Here is an 18052-nt window from a genome sequence, read left to right as displayed (position 1 = left end):
TGCGAAACGGTAGGGGAACCTCATGCCGGTCCGGCTTCGAAACTTGTTCTTCAGCCTTTGGCAGGGACTCGGTGGGACCGGTAGGTTCTCGGCAGTGACCTTGATGGAGAAGCAGGGCCTCGTGTCGTTGACGGACGGGGCTGAGTTGCGCTGGACAGCGCTGGGGGACACCACCCGGCAGCCGCCCGTAGTCATGCTCCATGGCGGTCCGGGTCTGCCGGACTACCTGGGCGATGTCGCCGCCATGGTCGCGGACCTTGCGCCCGTGTACCGGTACGACCAGCGTGGCACGGGCCGGTCGCCGTGGCGGGGGCGCCATTCCCTCGCCCGGCATGTCGACGATCTCGCCGAACTGCTCGACGCATGGAACGTTTCCAAGGCCGTGCTGATCGGACATTCCTATGGCACCGACCTGGCGAGCCGGTTCTGCCTGGCGCACCATGACCGGGTTGCCGCGATGCTGCTGATGTGCGGGCCGTTCGTCGGCGATTGGCGCTCAGGGGACCGAGCGGAGCGCGATCGCCGCATGTCCGCGGCACAGCAGGAGCGGCTGCGCGCTTTGCAGGAATTGCCGGACCGCACGGAGGAACAGGAAGTCGAGCTGCTCACGCTGGCCTGGTTCACTGACCACGCCGATCCCGAACGCGGGTGGCACTGGGCCGCGCGGAGCGGCCGGCATCGTCGCCCCGTCAACTGGACTATGAATGGTGAACTCGGCAGGCAAGGACGCGCGGACCCGCTCGATGCGCATCTGGCCGAGTTGCGCGCGTGCCTGCCCCCGCGAACGGAGCTCCTTGGTGGGGCCGAGGATCCCCGCCCTGTGTCGGCTCTTGAATCACTCGCGCTCCGGCTCGATCTTCCGCTGAGGCGGATCGAGGGCGCTGGGCACGAGCCCTGGCTGGAGCAGCCTGACGCCGTGCGCAGGCACATTCGGCGATTCGTGCAAGGCACGGTGGGCGCCTAGGGTTTGGCCGGTTCGCCGGCTGACGTCGTCCTCGGCCATCGGCATCGCGGAGGGTCCGGCGTCGAAATGGGTCTCGAACCGCGTCGCTCACCGCCGACCAGCTCCGAGGAGTCGTTGAACGGTTCACCGCCGCTGTCAGTGGCAGGCCGGGGACCCGGACATTGTGACCGTGAGCAATGCAGGCTACGACGTCACCGGCCTGGCCTGGGTCCTGCGCGACCTGCCGGTCGAGCTGGTCGGCCGGGTCCGCTCGGACCGCGGCATGCGGCTGCCGAATCCACCGCGGATGCATGGCGTCCACGGCCGGCCGCCCAAGCACGGCCCGGAATTCCGCTTCACCAGGCCGGAGACCCGGCCCGAGCCCGCGATCACCAAGGTCACGGACGCGACCAGTTACGGCAAGGCCGAGGCTGAGGCCCAGGCATGGGACCGGATCCGCCCAAGGCTCACCCATTGCTCCTCCTGGCTCGACCGCGACGGGGAACTGCCTTTGATCGAGGGGACGTCGATGCGGTTGAAGGTCGAGCATCTGACGAAGGGCCGAGACGCCCCGCCGGTGTGGTCAGGGTCCTCCAAGACCGGCGCAACCCCGGACGACGCGGACCGCTCCTGGCAGGCATTTCTCCGCCGCTTCGATCTGGAGCACACCTTCCGCTTCGCGAAGCAGACCCTGGGCCGGCCCACTCCGAAGCTCCGGACTCCCGAGGCGGCGGACCACTGGACCCGGCTCCCGATCGTCGCTCACACCCGGCTCCGGCTCGCCCGACCGCCCGCCGCGGACCTCCGCCGTCCCCGGGAGAAGCCGACCACCTCCGACCGGCTCACTCCGGCCCGGGTCCGCCGAGGGTTCAGGAACATCCGCGCTCAACTCACCTGCCCGGCCCGTGTTCCCAACCCGAGGAGCGGCTCCAGACGATCATCGGCACGTCGGCCGACCGCTCGGACACCGCCTTCACACTCTTCTGACCGCTTCCTGACATCGCGTCACTACTTTCTCGCGCATGCGTACAATTCCTCACCGCCCAGGCGGTCACCAGGACGGCACCCGCAGGGCTCTTCGGCACGCGATCGGCGCGGCCTTCGCCGTTCCGGCGACCGTTGCCGCGCTGCTCGCACCGACCGCCGCCGCCAACGCCGCACCGTCCGAGCCCTCGTCCTTTGGCGCCGGTGCGACAGGACCGGACACCATCACCACCCACGCCGGTGCCACGACCGCGCAGGAGCGCAACCGGATCAACACCTACTGGACCCCCGGGCGGATGAAGCTGGCAGGGGCTCTGGTCCCTGAAATCACCCCCGTGCCCGAGAACGACAACACGCCGGACGACCCCCGGCCGCTTCCCGGGAACACCCCGGACCCCGGGGCCGTGTGGACACACGGCGGGGCGGTCGAGAAGAACGTCGGCCGGCTGTTCTTCACCTTCTCCGACGGCTACGACGGCAGTTGCACCGCGACGGTCGTCACCAGCACCAACCGCAGCACCGTCATCACAGCGGCACACTGTCTGAGAAGCGTCGGGTCGCCTTCTGCCGACGACACCTGGAACCACAACTTCTACTTCGTGCCCGGCTACCGCAACGGAACGAAGCCGCTCGGCGGCTTCAGCATCAGGACCATGGCCACCTCTTCCCGGTGGAACGCCGATCCGGACACCACGGAATCGTCGGACGTCGCTGCCGCCGGCTTCGACACGGGACTCCTCGTGGCGAACGCCACTGCCGGGGGCCGCTCGATCGAGGATGTCACCGGAAGCCAGAAAATCGGTTTCGGCAAGCCCGTCGAGGACGAGTTCGTCCATTCCTTCGGGTACCCGAACTACGGGCTCAACGACCCCACGGACAAGTACGTCGGATCCCGTATGGTCCATTGCGCGGGAAGCAGCCGCCCCGGTCCCGAGGTCCCCTTGCTGTGGGGTGAGGCCTGCGACATGTCCTCGGGGTCGAGCGGCGGCCCGCACTTTGCCCGCTTCGACGCCCGCACCGGCACCGGCACCGTCGTGGGGGTCACCACTGCCGACCAGGAACTCGCGGGCGGGCCCGCGCCCACGCTCTACGCCACGCGCCTCGGCGACAGCGCCCACCGCCTCTACGACTGGGCTCAGTCGCGGTAGGGCCTTCCGTCCGGATCGGGCCGGCCCCTCGGCCGGGGCCCGCGCCGCCGGAACCCGGATACGGGCGGGCCCCGGGGGGGCCAGTGCCCGGCATGGCGTGGCGTGGCGCGGGTAAGCGGCCCCCGGGCCGCCCGCGCCCTGCGACAGTCCGGGGCCGGCGTGCACTGCCTCGCACCACGCAGGCGGCAGCGGGTCACAACCCCACAGTGCAGCGGGCCTAGTCTTCGACCTTGCTGCGGCTCTGATAGGCGAGGTCCTGATAGTCGGGGTGCCGGGCCATCCAGGCGGTGATGAACGGGCACACCGAGAGCACCCGCAGCCCGTCCGCCCGCGCGGCGTCCAGGCCCGTGCGGGCCAGCGCGGAGCCGACGCCCTGTCCATTGAACTCCGGGTCGACCTCGGTGTGCGTGAAGACGACAAGCCCGCTCTCAGCGGTGCGCAGGTACTCGGCGAAGCCGGCGAGCCGTCCGTCCACGCGGGCTTCGTAGCGACGCGTGTCGGGGGAGTCGGTGATCTCGATGGTCATCGTGGGCCTTTCGGGCAGGGGGTCCGGTTTCCGGCTATGCGTAAATGTAGGCGCGGAGAGGTTTGTACGGTCGCCGGGGCGCCGGGCTTCGGCCCGGTGGTACCCGATTGCGGCCGGGTCGGCGTCCGTCGGCCTCTTCGCGTCGGGACGCGGTGGCGGTCCCGGAGATTTGCGGGGATCCTGGCAGGGGAACGTGGCCGTCTTCGCACGGGCCGTGTGCGTCGGTGGCCGCATCGCGACAGGAAGGCGACGGCCATGACAGCGACGCCGAACAAGACATCGCCAGGGCCCAGGGGGTCCGGCACGACGATAGACGGTGCGTCCGAGGTAGCCGGGGCCCTGATGATGATCAGCGGGCCGCTCAGCATTCTCCTCGGCGCGTCCGGTATCGCGGAGGACAACCTGTTCGCGGCCTCGACCCGGTACATCTACCGGTTCGACCTCACCGCCTGGGGTGTGATTCACCTCGTGGTCGGTGTGGCGCTCGTGGTCGCCGGGCTGGCGATCCTGGCGAACAAGAGCTGGGGCCGGGGGGCCGGTGCGGCGGTGGCGGGGATCAGCCTGATCACGCAGTTCATGTTCGTTCCGTACTACCCGGCGTGGGCCATCCCGGTCATGGCACTCGACCTCGTGATCATTTTCGCGCTGACGAGGTTCCACATGGGAGCCGACGGAGGCCGCTGAACGCAGGCGTGGAGCCCTCGGTTCCGCGGATGCCGAGCCGCGCCGGGACACCGGACCGTGCGGACGGTAAGGACGCGGCCGGGGGCTCCGGCGCGTGGCACGCGGAGCGGGCCGGCACCGTACGACCGGTCGGCGTCGGCAGCCCGCAGAATGTGACGGACCTCAGGGAAGCGCCCTTTCCCGGATCGTGTGCCGAAGCCGAAGCCGAAGCCGAAGCCGGGTCGCCGAGCTGACGGGCCGTCAATAGTCGGACGAGCCCGGACTCTTCACTCCCGAAGGGCGGAAAACCAGGGCGCGACGCGGCTCCCGCCATGTGATGATCCTCCCGGCGCGCCGGGGTTGCCGGTGCTTCATCACACCCTTGGGGGGTAGCAATGAGATCGTTCTCCGCCAAACGCCGCGTACGTCTCAGATCCGGTGCCGCCGTGACGGTGGTCGCCGGTCTGCTGACCGTCGGCCTTGCCGTGCCCGCGTTCGCGGCCGACGACCTGCCGCAGACCGACCAGCTGTGGATCAACGAGCCGAACGAGCGCACCATTCCGCTCGGCACCGACGGCGGACAGCCGCAGTCCCGCACCCTCGAGGTCGGTGTCTACCACGACAACGAGAACTTCACGGTGACCGACGGCAGACTTACCGTCGACGTCTCCGGCCTCGCCGGGGTCGCCGAGGTGACCTGGCCCGACAACTGCGCACCCAGCGGCACGAGCGCGGTGTGCGACATCCCCGTGGTGCCCGCGATCGGGGGCGACTACAAGAACCAGGTGTTCCTGACGGTGCGCGCGGCCGACGGCGCCGAAGCCGGTGCGCGGGGCAGGATCACCTACGAGGCGACGGCCACCGGCGGGCCCGACGGCACGCTCACCGCGCCGCACGAGAGCTTCGACACCACACTCACCGTCGGCGCCGGGCCCGATCTCGCCATCGCCCCCGTCGCAGGCATCGAGGACGGCCGGCCCGGAGACGAGTGGACGATCCCGTTCGAGGTCACCAACAACGGCAACGAGAGCGCGAACGGGCTCACCGTCAAGCTGTCCGCCTCGTACGGCCTGACGGACCTGACCCGGTACGAAGCCTGCACCTACACCACGACCGACGGCGACGACTACGCTCCGTCGACCCAGGTGGTCTGCACGTTCGACCAGGTGCTGGCGCCGGGAGACTCCTTCGAGCTGCCCGAGCCGCTGACAGTACGGCTCGCCCCGCAGGCGCTGAACGAACGGCTGGACATCGACGTCGAGCCGGGCGACGGAGCCCAGGACATCGACTCCCGGGACGACTACACGATCCTCCAGATCGGCGCGAAGAGCACCGCGGACTTCTCCGTGACCGGCGACGCGATCTTTGGCGCGGCGGGCGGGACGAGCACGGCCGAACTCACGTTCAAGAACAACGGACCGGCCTGGTTCGGCAATCTCGGCTCCGGCGACCCGGTCGCCGAGGTCCGGCTGATCGTGCCCGAGGGCACCACGGTCACCGGCGTACCGTCCGGCTGCCGCCCCCGCACCCTCGCCGGCGGCTACTACCCGAAGCAGACGGGCGCCCCGCGCTACGACTGCGACCTGCGGTACTGGGTGCTGGAGGACACACAGCGCACGTTCGCGTTCTCCGTGCGCGTCGACACCGTGGTACCCGGGGCGACCGGTGCCGTGAGCATCCACCCCGCCTACGGCGAGTTCGGCACGTACCCCTTCGACTTCGACCCGGACCTCACCAACAACACGGCGGTGCTGGCCGTCAACTGACCGGCCACCGGGGCGGAGCGGACCGCCGCAGCGGCCGCCCCGCCCCGTGCGGCACGGGGCGGACTCCACCGGGCAGCGGTGGCGCGTCCGGTGCGGGAAACCCGTGCCGGACGCGGCATCGAGAAGGAGGCACTCCTCGCGCGACGCCCGGCAGGGGCGTGCTCGCGGGTGCCGGTCAGCCCACGGCGACCTCGGAGCGGTCACCGCCCCACAGCGTGTGGAAGGAACCCCTGCGATCGGTCCGGCGGTAGGTGTGCGCGCCGAAGAAGTCGCGCTGCGCCTGGGTGAGCGCGGCGGGCAGCCGGTCGGCGCGCAGCCCGTCGTAGTACGAGAGCGCGGCGGCGAACCCCGGCGTCGGCACCCCCTGCCGCACCGCCTCGGCGACCACCGCGCGCCAGTCGTCCTGCGCCGCGCCGATCTCCTCGGCGAACCGTGCGTCGGACAGCAGACTCGGCAGGTCCGGGCGGGTGTCGTAGGCGGCCCGGATGCGGTCCAGGAACGCGGCGCGGATGATGCACCCGGCCCGCCAGATCGACGCCACCGCGCCGAGGTCGATGTCCCAGCCGTACTCCTCGCTGCCCGCCCGGATCTGGTGGAACCCCTGGGTGTACGAGACGATCTTGGACGCGTACAGCGCCTGCTCCACCCGGGTGGCGAAGGCCGCGGCCGCCGTCTCGTCGAGCGGGACGGCCGTCGGGCCCGCCAGGTGCCGGGCGGCGGCGCGCAGATCCGCGTGCCCGGACAGTGACCGCGCGAAGACGGCCTCCGCGATGCCGGAGACCGGCACCCCGAGATCGAGCGCGATCTGCACCGTCCAGCGGCCCGTGCCCTTCTGTTCGGCCCGGTCCTCCACGACATCGACGAAGGGCTGGCCGGTGGCCGCGTCGGTGTGCGCCAGGACCTCGGCGGTGATCTCGATCAGATACGAGTCGAGGCGGCCCGAGTTCCAGCCCCGGAAGGTCTCGGCGATCTTCGCGGGGGAGTAGCCCGCCACGGAGCGCAGCAGGTCGTACGCCTCGGCGATCAGCTGCATGTCCGCGTACTCGATGCCGTTGTGCACCATCTTCACGAAGTGCCCGGCCCCGTCGGGGCCGATGTGAGTGGTGCACGGGGTGCCGTCCTCGGCCTTGGCGGCGATCCGCTCCAGCAACGGCCCCAGCGAACGGTACGACTCGGCCGAACCGCCCGGCATGATGCTCGGTCCGTGCAGCGCACCCTCCTCACCGCCCGAGATGCCGACCCCGACGAAGTGGATGCCGCGCCCGCGCAGCTCCTTCTCGCGGCGGCGGGTGTCCTCGAAGTGCGCGTTGCCGCCGTCGATGATGACGTCGCCCTCCTCCAGGAGCGGGGCGAACTCCTTGATCACCGCGTCGGTCGGCTCGCCCGCCTTCACCATGATCACAAGCCTGCGCGGGCGTTCCAGTGTCGCGACGAACTCCTCGGCCGTCCGTGCGGGAACGAAGGATCCCTCGCCGCCGAACTCCTCGACCAGGGCCTCGGTCTTCGCGGTGGTCCGGTTGTGCACCGCGACGGTGAATCCGTGGCGGGCGAAATTGCGCGCGAGGTTGCGGCCCATGACCGCGAGCCCTGTGACGCCGATCTGCGCGGTGCCGCTCATCGTGATGCTCCGCAATCTGTCTCGGGAGGTGCCTGGATCTTCGGCAGGCCGGAGTCTTCAGTATGGGTACGGGGCGGCGGGACGGCCTGTTCGGCGTCGTCCGGACGAGGCTTCCTGTGTATATTAGGAAAATTCCTGGATGCTCTAAGAACTGCTCCGACGGAGGTGGGGAATGGCACGCGCGGGTCTCACGACCGAACGCGTGGTGGAGGCGGCGGCTGACCTGGCCGATTCCATCGGCTTCGAGAAGGTCACCCTCTCCGCTCTGGCCCGGGGCTTCGGCGTCAAGGACGCCAGCCTGTACTCGCACGTCCGCAACCTGAACGATCTGCGCACCCGGGTCGCGCTGCTGGCCGCCGGGGAGTTCATCGACCGGATCGCGGCCGCCGTCGCGGGCCGCGCGGGCAAGGACGCGCTGACCGGGTTCGCCGACGCCTACCGGGCCTTCGCCCTGGAGCACCCGGGACGGTACGCGGCGACACAGATGCGGGTCGACCCCGAGATCGTCGCGGGGTCGTCCGCGTACCGCCGGACCATCGAGATCACTGGCGGGATGCTGCGCGCCTACGGCCTGACCGAGCCCGATCTCACGGACGCGGTGCGGCTGTTGCGCAGTGCCTTCCACGGCTACTGCGCCCTGGAGGCGAGCGGCGGATTCGGCGCACCCCGCGATGTGCAGGCCTCCTGGGAACGGTCCGTCCAGGCGCTGCACTTCCTGCTGGAGCACTGGCCGTCCGCGACGGATCCGGGGCCGGGAACGGCCAGTGTGGGCATCGCCTAGAGCGGTGTGACGTACGCGCCGGAGATACCGCCGTCCACCAGGAAGTCGGTGGCGTTGACGAAGGAGGAGTCGTCGCTCGCCAGGAAGGCGACGGCGGCGGCGATCTCGGTGGCCTCGGCGAAGCGGCCGACCGGGATGTGCACCAGGCGGCGGGCGGCCCGCTCCGGGTCCTTCGCGAAAAGCTCCTGGAGCAGCGGGGTGTTGACCGGCCCCGGACACAGTGCGTTGACCCGGATGCCCTCGCGCGCGAACTGCACCCCCAGCTCCCGCGACATCGCCAGCACCCCGCCCTTGGACGCGGTGTACGAGATCTGCGAGGTGGCCGCGCCCATCCGGGCGACGAAGGACGCCGTGTTGATGATGGAACCCTTGCCCTGGCGGCGCATGTACGGGATGGCCGCCTTGCAGCACAGGTAGACGGAGGTGAGGTTGACCTCCTGCACCCGGCGCCAGGCGTCGAGACCGGTCTCCAGGATGGAGTCGTCCTCGGGCGGCGAGATGCCCGCGTTGTTGAAGGCGACATCGACCGAGCCGTAGGCGTCGAACGCGGCCTTGAACAGGGCCTCCACCTGCTCGGCATCGGTCACGTCGGTACGGACGAAGAGGCCGTCGACCTCCTCGGCGGCGGCCTTTCCGGCCGTCTCGTCCACATCGGCGCAGACGACGTACGCGCCCTCGGTGGCCAGGCGCCGCGCGGTGGCCAGGCCGATGCCGCTTCCGGCCCCGGTGACGACGGCGGTGCGGCCGGCCAGGCGGCGGCAGACGACGGTGGTGTCGGTCATGGTGCTCAGTCCTCCGTGCTGATGAAGATGTTCTTGGTCTCGGTGAACGCGGTGAGGGCGTCGGGGCCGAGCTCACGGCCCAGCCCGGACTGCCGGTAGCCCCCGAAGGGTGTGGCGTAGCGGACGCTGGAGTGCGAGTTGACCGAGAGGTTCCCGGCCCGCAGCCCCTGCCCGACGCGCAGCGCACGGCCCACGTCCCGGGTCCACACCGACCCGGACAGCCCGTACTCCGTGGCATTCGCCAGCCGCACGGCGTCCGCCTCGTCGTCGAAGGGCAGCACCACGGCGACCGGGCCGAAGACCTCGTCGACGGCGACCGGGGCGTCGGGCGACACACCGGCGAGGACGGTCGGCGGGTACCAGAACCCGGGGCCTTCGGGGGCCGAGCCGAGGATCGTCTCCGTGCCCGGCGCCGGCCCGTCCTCCAGGTACGAGCGCACCCGGTCCCGCTGGGCCGCCGAGATCAGCGGCCCCATCTGGCTCTTCTCGTCCGACGGGTCGCCGACCACCACGGCGGCGACGGCCGGTGCCAGCAGTTCCAGGAAGCGGTCGTGGACCGAGCGCTCGACCAGGATGCGGGTCCGGGCGCAGCAGTCCTGGCCCGCGTTGTCCAGGAAGGACATCGGCGCGGCGGCTGCCGCGGCCGCCAGATCGGCGTCGGCGAAGACCACGTTCGGGCTCTTGCCGCCCAGTTCCAGGGTCAGGCGCTTCACGCGTGCGGCGCAGCGGGCCATGATGTGCTTGCCGGTCCGGGTGGAGCCGGTGAAGACGATCTTGGCCACGCCGGGGTGCTCCACGAGAGCGGCACCGGCCACCGGCCCCTCGCCGGGCAGCACCTGGAAGAGCCCGTCGGGCAGCCCCGCCTCCAGGGCCAGTCCGGCCAGGCGCAGCGCGGTCAGCGGGGTGGTCTCGGCGGGCTTGAGCAGGACGGCGTTCCCGGCGGCGAGTGCCGGGGCCGTGCCCCAGGCGGCGATCGGCATCGGGAAGTTCCAGGGCGTGATGACGCCGATGACGCCCAGCGGCTCCAGCAGGGTGAAGTCGATGCCGCCGGCGACCGGGATCTGGCGGCCCAGCAGCCGCTCGACACCGCCCGCGCAGTAGTCGAGCAGGTCGCGTACGTTGCCCGCCTCCCAGCGGGCGTTGCCGAGGGTGTGACCGGCTTCGCGGACCTCGGTCAGGGCCAGCTCCTCGGTGTGCGCGTCGACGACGGCGGCGAAGCGGCGGAGCAGCCGGGCACGGTCGGCGGGCGCCGCCGCGGCCCAGACGCGCTGGGCGGCGACGGCGCGTGCGACGGCCGCGTCGACCTCGGCGGCGGTGGTGGACGGGACGGTGGCGACGACCTCGGCGGTGGCCGGGTTCAGGACGTCCAGGGTGTGCGGTGCGTCCTCGGTGTGTGCTGCGTCCGGGGTCTGCGGTGCGTTCGGGTGGGACACGTACGGCCTCGATCGGGAGTGGCGGACGGGGCGGGGGAGGAGGTCACAGGCGTTCGAAGGAACGCCGCAGCTCCCAGTCGGTGACGGCGGCGTCGTAGGCGGTCAGTTCGACACGCGCCATGTTCAGGTAGTGCGCGACGACCTCTTCGCCGAACACCTCCTTGGCGACGGGGCTGGCCTCCCACAGGTCGGCGGCCTCGCGCAGAGTGCCCGGGACCTGCTCGTACCCGGCGGTGTAGGCGTTGCCCGCGCACGGCTCCGGGAGCGCCAGCCCGTGCTCCACGCCGTACAGCCCGGCGGCGATCAGCCCCGCGGTGGCGAGGTACGGGTTCACGTCGCCGCCGGGCAGCCGGTTCTCGAAGCGGCGCGAGGCGCCGTGCCCGACCACGCGCAGCGCGCAGGTGCGGTTGTCGTGCCCCCAGGCGACGGCGGTCGGTGCGAAGGAGCCGGGCTGGAACCGCTTGTAGGAGTTGATGTTCGGCGCGTACAGCAGGGAGAAGTCGCGCAGCGCGGCGAGCTGTCCGGCGAGGAAGTGGCGCATCAGCTCCGACATTCCGTCCGGGCCGTCACCGGCCATGGCGTTCGTGCCCCCGGCGTCGGTGAGCGAGAGATGGATGTGGCAGGAGTTGCCCTCGCGCTCGTCGTACTTGGCCATGAAGGTGAGCGCGACGCCCTCCTGCGCGGCGATCTCCTTGGCGCCCGTCTTGTAGACGGCGTGCTGGTCGCAGGTGACCAGCGCCTCGTCGTAACGGAAGGCGATCTCGTGCTGGCCGAGGTTGCACTCCCCCTTGGCCGACTCGACGGTCAGTCCGGCGCCCTGCATCTCGTTGCGGATGCGGCGCAGCAGCGGCTCCACGCGGCCGGTGCCCAGGATGGAGTAGTCGATGTTGTACTGATTGACCGGGGTCAGCCCCCGGTACCCGCGGTCCCAGGCCTGTTCGTAGCTGTCCTTGAAGACGATGAACTCCAGCTCCGTGCCCACCTGGGCACGCAGTCCGAGCCCCGCCAGCCGGTCCAGCTGGCGGCGGAGCACCTGGCGCGGTGCGGCGGCCACCGGGCGGCCGTCGTCCCAGGCGAGGTCCGCGAGGAGCATCGCGGTGCCCGGGTGCCAGGGCAGCAGCCGCAGCGTGGCGAGGTCCGGGAGCATCGCGAAGTCGCCGTAGCCGCTCTCCCAGGAGGACATCGCGTAGCCGCCGACGGTGTTCATCTCGGTGTCCACCGCCAGCAGGTAGTTGCAGCCCTCGGTGCCGTGCTCCAGCACCTCGTCGAGGAAGAAACCGGCGGCGAACCGCTTGCCCTGGAGCCGCCCCTGCATGTCCGGGAAGGCCAGCACGACGGTGTCGACGGACCCGTCCGCGACGAGCGCGCGCAGCTTCTCGACGGTCAGCGGGGGTGTGCGGTCTGCCACGGGATTCCTCCTTGGGTGCACCGGGATCCGTAAGGTATGACAGGAGACCATTGATTGGGAAGGGGGCCCGGCCGTGGGTGGCGGACCGGTCCGGCGGGTACGCGCCGCCGGGCCTGTTTCGCATTGGTCGGCGCAGCTTGGTGACGGGCCCTTGTGTTTCACCGGTCGTTCCACAAAGGTGTCCGGTTGAACCTTTGATCGAGGATCGGTCAGCCTCCCCGCCCTCGACCCAGAGCCGCCGCCACACGTCTGGAGCGCCCATGGCCCAGGGAACCGACACCCCCACCAGCCCGCCCGGCGAACCGTCCGGCACCGACGCCTACCTGCATCGCCGCACCCTGCGAAGGGGCAGCGCGGGCTGGCTGCTGCTCACCGGGCTCGGCGTCGCCTACGTCGTGTCCGGTGACTACTCCGGCTGGAACATCGGCCTGTCCAAGGGCGGCTTCGGCGGGCTCGCCGCGGCCATGGTGCTGATGGGCCTGATGTACGCCTGCCTGGTCTTCGCGCTGGCCGAACTCTCCGCCATCCTGCCCACCGCGGGCGGCGGTTACGGCTTCGCGCGCCGCGCACTCGGCACCTGGGGCGGCTTCCTGACCGGAACGGCCATCCTCATCGAGTACATCCTCGCCCCCGCCGCGATCTCGCTGTTCATCGGCGACTACGTCCAGTCCCTCGGCCTGTTCGGTCTCACCTCCGGATGGCCCGTGTACCTCGCCTGCTTCGCCCTGTTCATCGGCATCCACCTGTGGGGCGTCGGCGAGGCGCTGCGTTTCAGCCTGGTCGTGACCGCCGTCGCGGTGGCCGCACTGCTCGTCTTCGCCGTCGGCGCGCTCACCGACTTCGACGTCAGCAGGCTCGACGACATCCCGGTGGACCACGGCGCCGTCGGCTCGTCGAGCTGGCTGCCCTTCGGACTGCTCGGCATCTGGGCCGCCTTCCCCTTCGGCATGTGGTTCTTCCTCGGCGTCGAAGGCGTGCCGCTCGCCGCCGAGGAGGCCAAGGACCCGGTCAGGTCGATGCCGAGGGCGCTGGCCATCTCGCTGACCGTACTGGTGGGGCTGGCGGTCCTCACCTTCTTCGCCGCCACCGGCGCGCAGGGGGCCAGGGCCATCCAGGAGGCGGGCAACCCGCTGGTGGTCGCGCTGGAGGGCGAGGGCGGACCCACCGGACTGAGCCGCTTCGTCAACTACGCGGGCCTGGCCGGGCTGGTGGCGTCGTTCTTCTCACTGATCTACGCCGGCTCCCGCCAGCTGTTCGCGCTCTCCCGGGCCGGATACCTGCCGCGCTTCCTCTCGCTGACCAACCGCCGCAAATCGCCCTACCTCGGCCTGCTGATCCCCGGCGCGATCGGCTTCACCCTCGCCGCCTGGATCGGCAACGGCGGCCGGATCCTGAACGTCGCCGTCTTCGGCGCCACCATCAGCTACGCCCTGATGGCGCTCTCCCACGTCGTGCTGCGCCGCCGCGAACCGGAGCTCGAACGCCCCTACCGCACGCCCGGCGGCGCGCTCACCTCCTCGGTGGCCTTCGTCCTGGCATGCTCGGCCCTGGTGGCGACCTTCCTGGTGGACCGGGACGCGGCGTTCATCGCGCTCGGTGTGTACGCGGTGGCGCTGGCCTACTTCGCGTTCTACAGCCGTCACCGCCTGGTCGCGGGAGCCCCCGAGGAAGAGTTCGCCGCCCTGGCGGCGGCCGAGGCGGAACTCTCCCGGGACTGAACGTACCGACCGCGTCGGAAGAGTTGGCCACGAACCGGAGGAGACCCCATGGCCCGGCCCGTCATCGGCATCAGCACCTACCAGGAACCGGCCCGGTGGGGGGTGTGGGAGATGCCCGCGGCCCTGCTGCCCGCCGGGTACCCCCGTCTGGTGCGGGCGGCCGGCGGGCTGGCGGTGATGCTGCCGCCCGACGACACCGCCGACGCGGCCCGGGAGGCCGTCGACGCGCTGGACGGTGTGGTCGTCGCGGGCGGCGCCGATGTCGAACCGGCCCGCTACGGCGCGAGCCCCGATCCCCGTACGGGCCCGCCGTGCCGTGCCCGCGACGCCTGGGAGCTGGCCCTGATCGGGGCGGCGATCGACCGGGGCGTCCCGCTGCTCGGCATCTGCCGGGGCATGCAACTGCTCAACGTAGCCCTCGGCGGCACCCTGCGCCAGCACCTGGACGGGCACACCGGGGGCACCGGGGTCTTCGGCGAACACACCGTCACCCCCGTGCCCGGCACCCGGTACGCCGAAGCCGTGGCCGAGCCGGTCGCGGTGCCGACCTACCACCACCAGGCCGTGGACCGGCTGGGGACCGGCCTCACGGCGAGCGCCCACGCGGCCGACGGCACCGTGGAGGCGGTGGAGCTGACCGGCCACGACGGTCTGGTGCTGGGGGTCCAGTGGCACCCCGAGGCGGGCGAGGACACCCGGGTCATGGCCGCGCTCGTGGAGGCGGCGGTCCGGCACCGCCTCGCCGGCCGGGCGGGCGTTCCGGCACCCTGACCGGCGGGCCCCGGCCGCGGCGGAGACGGGACGGGTGCGCCCCCTGTGCCCCGTGCGCCCTCCCGCTCCCTTGTCATCTCCCTTTGCCTGGACATAAGTTGGGCGATTGCGACGTGTCCTATGCCAGTGGGGGAGCCAAGTCATGGCCGCGAACGGACGGCACCGCAAGTATCAGCCCAGTCGGATCAACCGTGCCTCGCTCACGGTCACCGTGGGCGGTGCGGGCATCGCGCTCCCGCTGGTCGCCGCGGTGTCGGCACAGGCCGCCCCGACGGACGTCTGGGAGAAGGTCGCGGCCTGTGAGTCCTCCGGCAACTGGCAGATGAACAACGGCAACGGCCACTTCGGCGGGCTCCAGTTCACCCGCTCCACCTGGGCGGCCTACGGCGGCACGGTCTATGCCCCGCGCGCCGACCTGGCCACCCGCAAGCAGCAGACCGACATTGCCGAGAAGGTGCTCGACGCGCAGGGGCCGGGCGCCTGGCCCGCCTGCTCCACCGAGGCGGGGCTGACCCGTGACGGACAGGCCCCCGACATCGCCCCGCAGTCCGAGCGCACCGGTCAGGTGCGGACCGGTGCGCCGAAGGCGCCGCGCACGTCTGCCCCGGCCACGCCGACCACCGTGCCCGGCAAGCGGGAGTCGTACACCGTGGCGCGTGGCGACTCGCTCTCCGCGATCGCGGCGAACAAGCGCCTCAAGGGCGGCTGGCAGCACCTCTACGCGCAGAACCGCGAGGTGGTGGGCGACGACCCCGACCTCATCCTTCCCGGACAGCGGCTGAGCCTGGACAGCGCCCGCGCTCCGCGCCCGGCGGCGGCCCGGCCGGAGAAGCGGTCCGGGCCCGAGGCCGCCCCGAAGACCCGCGGGACCACCGCACCCGCACCGCAACGTACCGAAACCCCGAACACCGAACGGCACGACCGGGCCACCGCCCCCGAGCGGCAGACGGCGAAGCCCCACGAGGCGACCGCGAAGAAGTCCGAGCCGCGCAAGGACACCGCGAAGCAGCCCGAGCCGCGCAAGGACACCGCGAAGCCCAAGGCCCACCACGAGACCGCCAGGCCCGGGCCGAAGCCGAAGAAGACCGGGAGCCACCCGCCCGAGAAGCAGCAGGCCACGCACCACTCCGGTCTCGTCGCCCCCGTGGCGGCGGGCCTCGGCACCCCGTACCACAAGCCCGGTTCCTGGGCCAGCGGCTACCACACGGGGGTCGACTTCCCGGTCCCGACCGGCACGTCGATCCGGGCGGTCGCCTCCGGCACGGTCGTCTCGGCTGGCTGGGGCGGGGCGTACGGCTACCAGGTCGTGATCCGGCACAGCGACGGCAAGTACAGCCAGTACGCCCACCTGTCCGCGCTGCACGTGCGCGAGGGCCGGCATGTCACGGCGGGCCAGCGCATCGCCCGTTCCGGCGCCACCGGCAACGTCACCGGCCCGCATCTGCACTTCGAGATCCGTACCGGCCCCGGCTACGGATCGGACATCGACCCGCTGGCCTACCTCAGGGCGGGCGGCGTCAAGGTCTGAACGGCGGCGTCCAGCACGGGCGGGCGGCCGGACCCGGACCCCGTCCGCTCCGTGCCGAACATCACCCGGTCCAGGCGTTCCAGCGGCAGGACGGTGGGCAGCGGCCGTGGGGGCGGCGCCGGGCGCACCGCGGTGCCGGCCGCCCGCGGAGCGGCATCCGCGTCGGGAGGGCCGTCGTCCGTCCCCTCGCCGCATTCCGCGCCCAGCCGCTCCGTCATGAGCAGGACCAGGCCGCCCCCGGCGACCACGGCACAGGCCAGCGCGAGCACCGTTCCGGTCGTGCCGTACCGGAACCGCTCCCCGAACAGCGCGATGCCGACGACCGCCGCCACCACCGGATTCGCCACGGTCACCGTCGCTAGCGGCGCGGTCAGCCCGGCGCCCCGGTAGGCGGCCTGGGAGAGCAGCGTCCCGGCGGAGGCGAACAGGGCGATCGCCACCAGCCCGGCAACCACCGCACCTGAGGTCCACACCACCGCGACCGCCTTCACGAACACCGAGGCGATGCCGAACGCGATACCCGCCGCTCCCGCCAGGACCACACTCCGCGCCACCGGACGGCGCACGCCGGCGGCGACCCCGGTGAGCAGCGCGACCGCGCCCAGCGCCACCCCGGCGAGCACGAACTGGTCCGGCCCGCGCAGCGCGTGGGTCCCGGAGTGCCCCGTCAGCGCGAGCAGCCCCGACAACCCCGCCGTCGCCATGACCGCACCCCGCCACGCGGTGGCCCCCGCCCGCCTGCGGACGAAGAGCGCCGCCATCGGCAGGGCGAAGACGATGGTCAGCGCGCCCAGTGGCTGGACGAGACTGAGCGGACCGTAGGCCAGCGCCACGACGTGCAGCACCGCGCCCACCCCGTTCAGGGCCACGGCCACCCACCAGATCCGGTTGCGCAGCGGCGCGAGCGACCCGCCGTCGCCGGTGGTGGCCACGCGCTCCTGGACGATCGCCCCGGCCGCGTAGGCGACCGCGGAGACCAGGGACAACAGCACGGAAAGCGCGAGGGAACTCATGCACCCCACGATGTCGTCCAGGAGGCGCCGCGTCGTCGTCCCTGAGAGGGCAATCGGACGTACTGCTTCAGTAGTACAGCCGCGGTACCCGTCTCCACCCCCGGTGGGTGGCCCTCCTGCCCGGGGCCACTGCCCTGCCCCGTGGGACTACCGTGGGCGGGGCCGCTCCACGCCGGAGCGCCGGGAAGGAGCACAGGCAATGGACGAGTCCCCGGCGGGCCCGGCGGACGGCTTCTTCGCGCTGCGGACCACCGCGCCGCCCGGCGGCGGACACCACCCGCTGGCACGGCTGTACGCGGGGGAGCAGGCCCCGCTGACGGCTCGCGTCGACGCGGTCGCGGCCCGGCTGGGGACGGCCGAGCGCCGGGTGGCCGCCTCGATCGCACACCTGGGGCTGGCCGCCCGGCTCTGGTCGGTGGCGCTCGGGCCGGCGGCGGCGACGGGCCGGCTCCCCGATCTGTCGCCCGGCGCCCTGCGCTGGGATCCGCGGTCGTCGTCCCCCGACGACCTGTGGCTCGACGGCACCGGCTCGCTGCCCGGGACCGCCGACCGCATCCGCGAGGCCGTCCAGTACGGGCACCTGGTGCCGCTCGCCGAGGCGGTCCACCGGGACGGCCCGCTGTCCGACCGGCTGCTGTGGGGCAACGCGGGCTCCGCGCTCGCGGGAGCCCTGCGCCAACTGGTCTCCTGGGCGGGCTCCCATCGCCGCCCCGACGTGGTGGCACGGGCCCGCGCGCTGACCGCCGAGCTCTTCGACCACCCGGACCTGCGGACCACCGGCGCCCCGCACGACGCGGCGTTCCGCCGGCGCAGCTGCTGCCTCTACTACCGCACGCCGACGGGCGGACTGTGCGGCGACTGCGTCTTCGAACGCCGCTGATCCGGCCGGCCTGTCGGCCGTGGTCGTGGGGGGGGGGGCGTGCCCCCCCCCCCCCACGGGGGGGGGCCCGGCCCCCAGCGTCTCAAGGAC

The 18052-nt window shown here is 72.0% G+C and carries 15 protein-coding genes and 1 pseudogene; 10 read left to right on the top strand and 6 right to left on the bottom strand.

The window, feature by feature from the left end; all coding sequences use genetic code 11:
* The first annotated feature begins 103 nt into the window (after nt 1–103).
* The 3 genes and pseudogenes from ACFCV8_RS02015 to ACFCV8_RS02005 all read left to right on the top strand — a co-directional run bounded on the left by ACFCV8_RS02015 (nt 104) and on the right by ACFCV8_RS02005 (nt 3075).
* Nucleotides 104–964 carry an alpha/beta fold hydrolase gene (locus ACFCV8_RS02015; RefSeq protein ID WP_376683364.1) on the top strand — a complete coding sequence of 287 codons (861 nt, stop codon included), beginning with the start codon at nt 104–106 and terminating at the stop codon, nt 962–964.
* Between the two features lie 83 nt (nt 965–1047).
* Nucleotides 1048–1907: pseudogene (locus ACFCV8_RS02010) on the top strand (transposase); the annotation flags it as partial.
* 58 nt (nt 1908–1965) lie between these two features.
* A complete protein-coding gene (locus tag ACFCV8_RS02005; protein ID WP_376683295.1) occupies nt 1966–3075 on the top strand; it encodes a trypsin-like serine peptidase in 1110 nt (369 codons plus the stop codon).
* A gap of 217 nt (nt 3076–3292) precedes the next feature.
* On the opposite strand, the gene ACFCV8_RS02000 is transcribed toward ACFCV8_RS02005, so the two are convergent.
* Nucleotides 3293–3835 (bottom strand): GNAT family N-acetyltransferase, encoded by a 543-nt coding sequence (locus ACFCV8_RS02000; RefSeq protein ID WP_376683294.1) that lies wholly within the window; start codon nt 3833–3835, stop codon nt 3293–3295.
* Between the two features lie 21 nt (nt 3836–3856).
* On the opposite strand from ACFCV8_RS02000, the gene ACFCV8_RS01995 reads away from it, so the two are divergent.
* Nucleotides 3857–4285 carry a hypothetical protein gene (locus tag ACFCV8_RS01995; RefSeq protein ID WP_376683293.1) on the top strand — a complete coding sequence of 143 codons (429 nt, stop codon included), beginning with the start codon at nt 3857–3859 and terminating at the stop codon, nt 4283–4285.
* Between the two features lie 374 nt (nt 4286–4659).
* Entirely contained in the window at nt 4660–6030 is a 1371-nt protein-coding gene (locus tag ACFCV8_RS01990; protein ID WP_376683292.1) for a hypothetical protein, read from the top strand.
* 175 nt (nt 6031–6205) lie between these two features.
* Here the strand turns inward: ACFCV8_RS01990 and gndA are convergent, their stop codons facing one another.
* Nucleotides 6206–7648 (bottom strand): NADP-dependent phosphogluconate dehydrogenase, encoded by a 1443-nt coding sequence (gene gndA, locus ACFCV8_RS01985; protein ID WP_376683291.1) that lies wholly within the window; start codon nt 7646–7648, stop codon nt 6206–6208.
* A gap of 172 nt (nt 7649–7820) precedes the next feature.
* On the opposite strand from gndA, the gene ACFCV8_RS01980 reads away from it, so the two are divergent.
* Nucleotides 7821–8429 carry a TetR/AcrR family transcriptional regulator gene (locus tag ACFCV8_RS01980; protein WP_376683290.1) on the top strand — a complete coding sequence of 203 codons (609 nt, stop codon included), beginning with the start codon at nt 7821–7823 and terminating at the stop codon, nt 8427–8429.
* Here the strand turns inward: ACFCV8_RS01980 and ACFCV8_RS01975 are convergent.
* Genes ACFCV8_RS01975 through ACFCV8_RS01965 form a run of 3 tightly spaced genes read right to left on the bottom strand, consistent with a single transcriptional unit; the run spans nt 8426 to nt 12052 of the window.
* The gene (locus tag ACFCV8_RS01975; RefSeq protein ID WP_376683289.1) at nt 8426–9211 is read right to left on the bottom strand and encodes a 3-oxoacyl-ACP reductase; all 786 of its coding nucleotides are present in this window, start codon (nt 9209–9211) and stop codon (nt 8426–8428) included. The two genes, ACFCV8_RS01980 and ACFCV8_RS01975, sit on opposite strands and share 4 nt — an antisense overlap.
* A 5-nt stretch (nt 9212–9216) precedes the next feature.
* On the bottom strand, nt 9217–10644 hold the full coding sequence (locus ACFCV8_RS01970) for an aldehyde dehydrogenase family protein (protein WP_376683288.1): 1428 nt from the start codon (nt 10642–10644) through the stop codon (nt 9217–9219).
* Nucleotides 10645–10687: 43 nt separating this feature from the next.
* Nucleotides 10688–12052 carry a glutamine synthetase family protein gene (locus ACFCV8_RS01965; protein WP_376683287.1) on the bottom strand — a complete coding sequence of 455 codons (1365 nt, stop codon included), beginning with the start codon at nt 12050–12052 and terminating at the stop codon, nt 10688–10690.
* 260 nt (nt 12053–12312) lie between these two features.
* On the opposite strand from ACFCV8_RS01965, the gene eat reads away from it, so the two are divergent.
* The 3 genes from eat (at nt 12313) to ACFCV8_RS01950 (ending at nt 16069) form a co-directional block, all read left to right on the top strand.
* Nucleotides 12313–13770 carry an ethanolamine permease gene (gene eat / locus ACFCV8_RS01960; RefSeq protein ID WP_376683286.1) on the top strand — a complete coding sequence of 486 codons (1458 nt, stop codon included), beginning with the start codon at nt 12313–12315 and terminating at the stop codon, nt 13768–13770.
* Nucleotides 13771–13818: 48 nt separating this feature from the next.
* Entirely contained in the window at nt 13819–14541 is a 723-nt protein-coding gene (locus ACFCV8_RS01955) for a gamma-glutamyl-gamma-aminobutyrate hydrolase family protein (protein ID WP_376683285.1), read from the top strand.
* 142 nt (nt 14542–14683) lie between these two features.
* Nucleotides 14684–16069, top strand: coding sequence for a peptidoglycan DD-metalloendopeptidase family protein (locus ACFCV8_RS01950; protein WP_376683284.1), 1386 nt, complete (start codon nt 14684–14686; stop codon nt 16067–16069).
* Here the strand turns inward: ACFCV8_RS01950 and ACFCV8_RS01945 are convergent.
* Nucleotides 16039–17082 carry a DMT family transporter gene (locus ACFCV8_RS01945; protein WP_376683283.1) on the bottom strand — a complete coding sequence of 348 codons (1044 nt, stop codon included), beginning with the start codon at nt 17080–17082 and terminating at the stop codon, nt 16039–16041. The two genes, ACFCV8_RS01950 and ACFCV8_RS01945, sit on opposite strands and share 31 nt — an antisense overlap.
* 199 nt (nt 17083–17281) lie before the next feature.
* Between ACFCV8_RS01945 and ACFCV8_RS01940 the strand changes: the two genes are divergently transcribed.
* Nucleotides 17282–17962: a (2Fe-2S)-binding protein gene (locus ACFCV8_RS01940; protein ID WP_376683282.1), complete on the top strand. Its 681-nt coding sequence runs from the start codon at nt 17282–17284 to the stop codon at nt 17960–17962.
* Nucleotides 17963–18052: the final 90 nt, after the last annotated feature.

Source organism: Streptomyces sp. NPDC056347 (assembly GCF_042262625.1).
In the GTDB taxonomy this organism is placed as follows: Bacteria; Actinomycetota; Actinomycetes; order Streptomycetales; family Streptomycetaceae; genus Streptomyces.
The sequence above is the reverse complement of the archived record's forward strand: the minus strand, read 5'-3'. Positions and strand labels throughout refer to the sequence as shown.

Coding starts and splice junctions, on each gene's coding strand:
- ACFCV8_RS02015 (WP_376683364.1), top strand. CDS start 104: ATGGAGAAGCAGGGCCTCGTGTCGTTGACGGACGGGGCTGAGTTGCGC.
- ACFCV8_RS02005 (WP_376683295.1), top strand. CDS start 1,966: ATGCGTACAATTCCTCACCGCCCAGGCGGTCACCAGGACGGCACCCGC.
- ACFCV8_RS02000 (WP_376683294.1), bottom strand. CDS start 3,835: ATGCGGCCACCGACGCACACGGCCCGTGCGAAGACGGCCACGTTCCCC.
- ACFCV8_RS01995 (WP_376683293.1), top strand. CDS start 3,857: ATGACAGCGACGCCGAACAAGACATCGCCAGGGCCCAGGGGGTCCGGC.
- ACFCV8_RS01990 (WP_376683292.1), top strand. CDS start 4,660: ATGAGATCGTTCTCCGCCAAACGCCGCGTACGTCTCAGATCCGGTGCC.
- gndA (WP_376683291.1), bottom strand. CDS start 7,648: ATGAGCGGCACCGCGCAGATCGGCGTCACAGGGCTCGCGGTCATGGGC.
- ACFCV8_RS01980 (WP_376683290.1), top strand. CDS start 7,821: ATGGCACGCGCGGGTCTCACGACCGAACGCGTGGTGGAGGCGGCGGCT.
- ACFCV8_RS01975 (WP_376683289.1), bottom strand. CDS start 9,211: ATGACCGACACCACCGTCGTCTGCCGCCGCCTGGCCGGCCGCACCGCC.
- eat (WP_376683286.1), top strand. CDS start 12,313: ATGGCCCAGGGAACCGACACCCCCACCAGCCCGCCCGGCGAACCGTCC.
- ACFCV8_RS01955 (WP_376683285.1), top strand. CDS start 13,819: ATGGCCCGGCCCGTCATCGGCATCAGCACCTACCAGGAACCGGCCCGG.
- ACFCV8_RS01950 (WP_376683284.1), top strand. CDS start 14,684: ATGGCCGCGAACGGACGGCACCGCAAGTATCAGCCCAGTCGGATCAAC.
- ACFCV8_RS01945 (WP_376683283.1), bottom strand. CDS start 17,082: ATGAGTTCCCTCGCGCTTTCCGTGCTGTTGTCCCTGGTCTCCGCGGTC.
- ACFCV8_RS01940 (WP_376683282.1), top strand. CDS start 17,282: ATGGACGAGTCCCCGGCGGGCCCGGCGGACGGCTTCTTCGCGCTGCGG.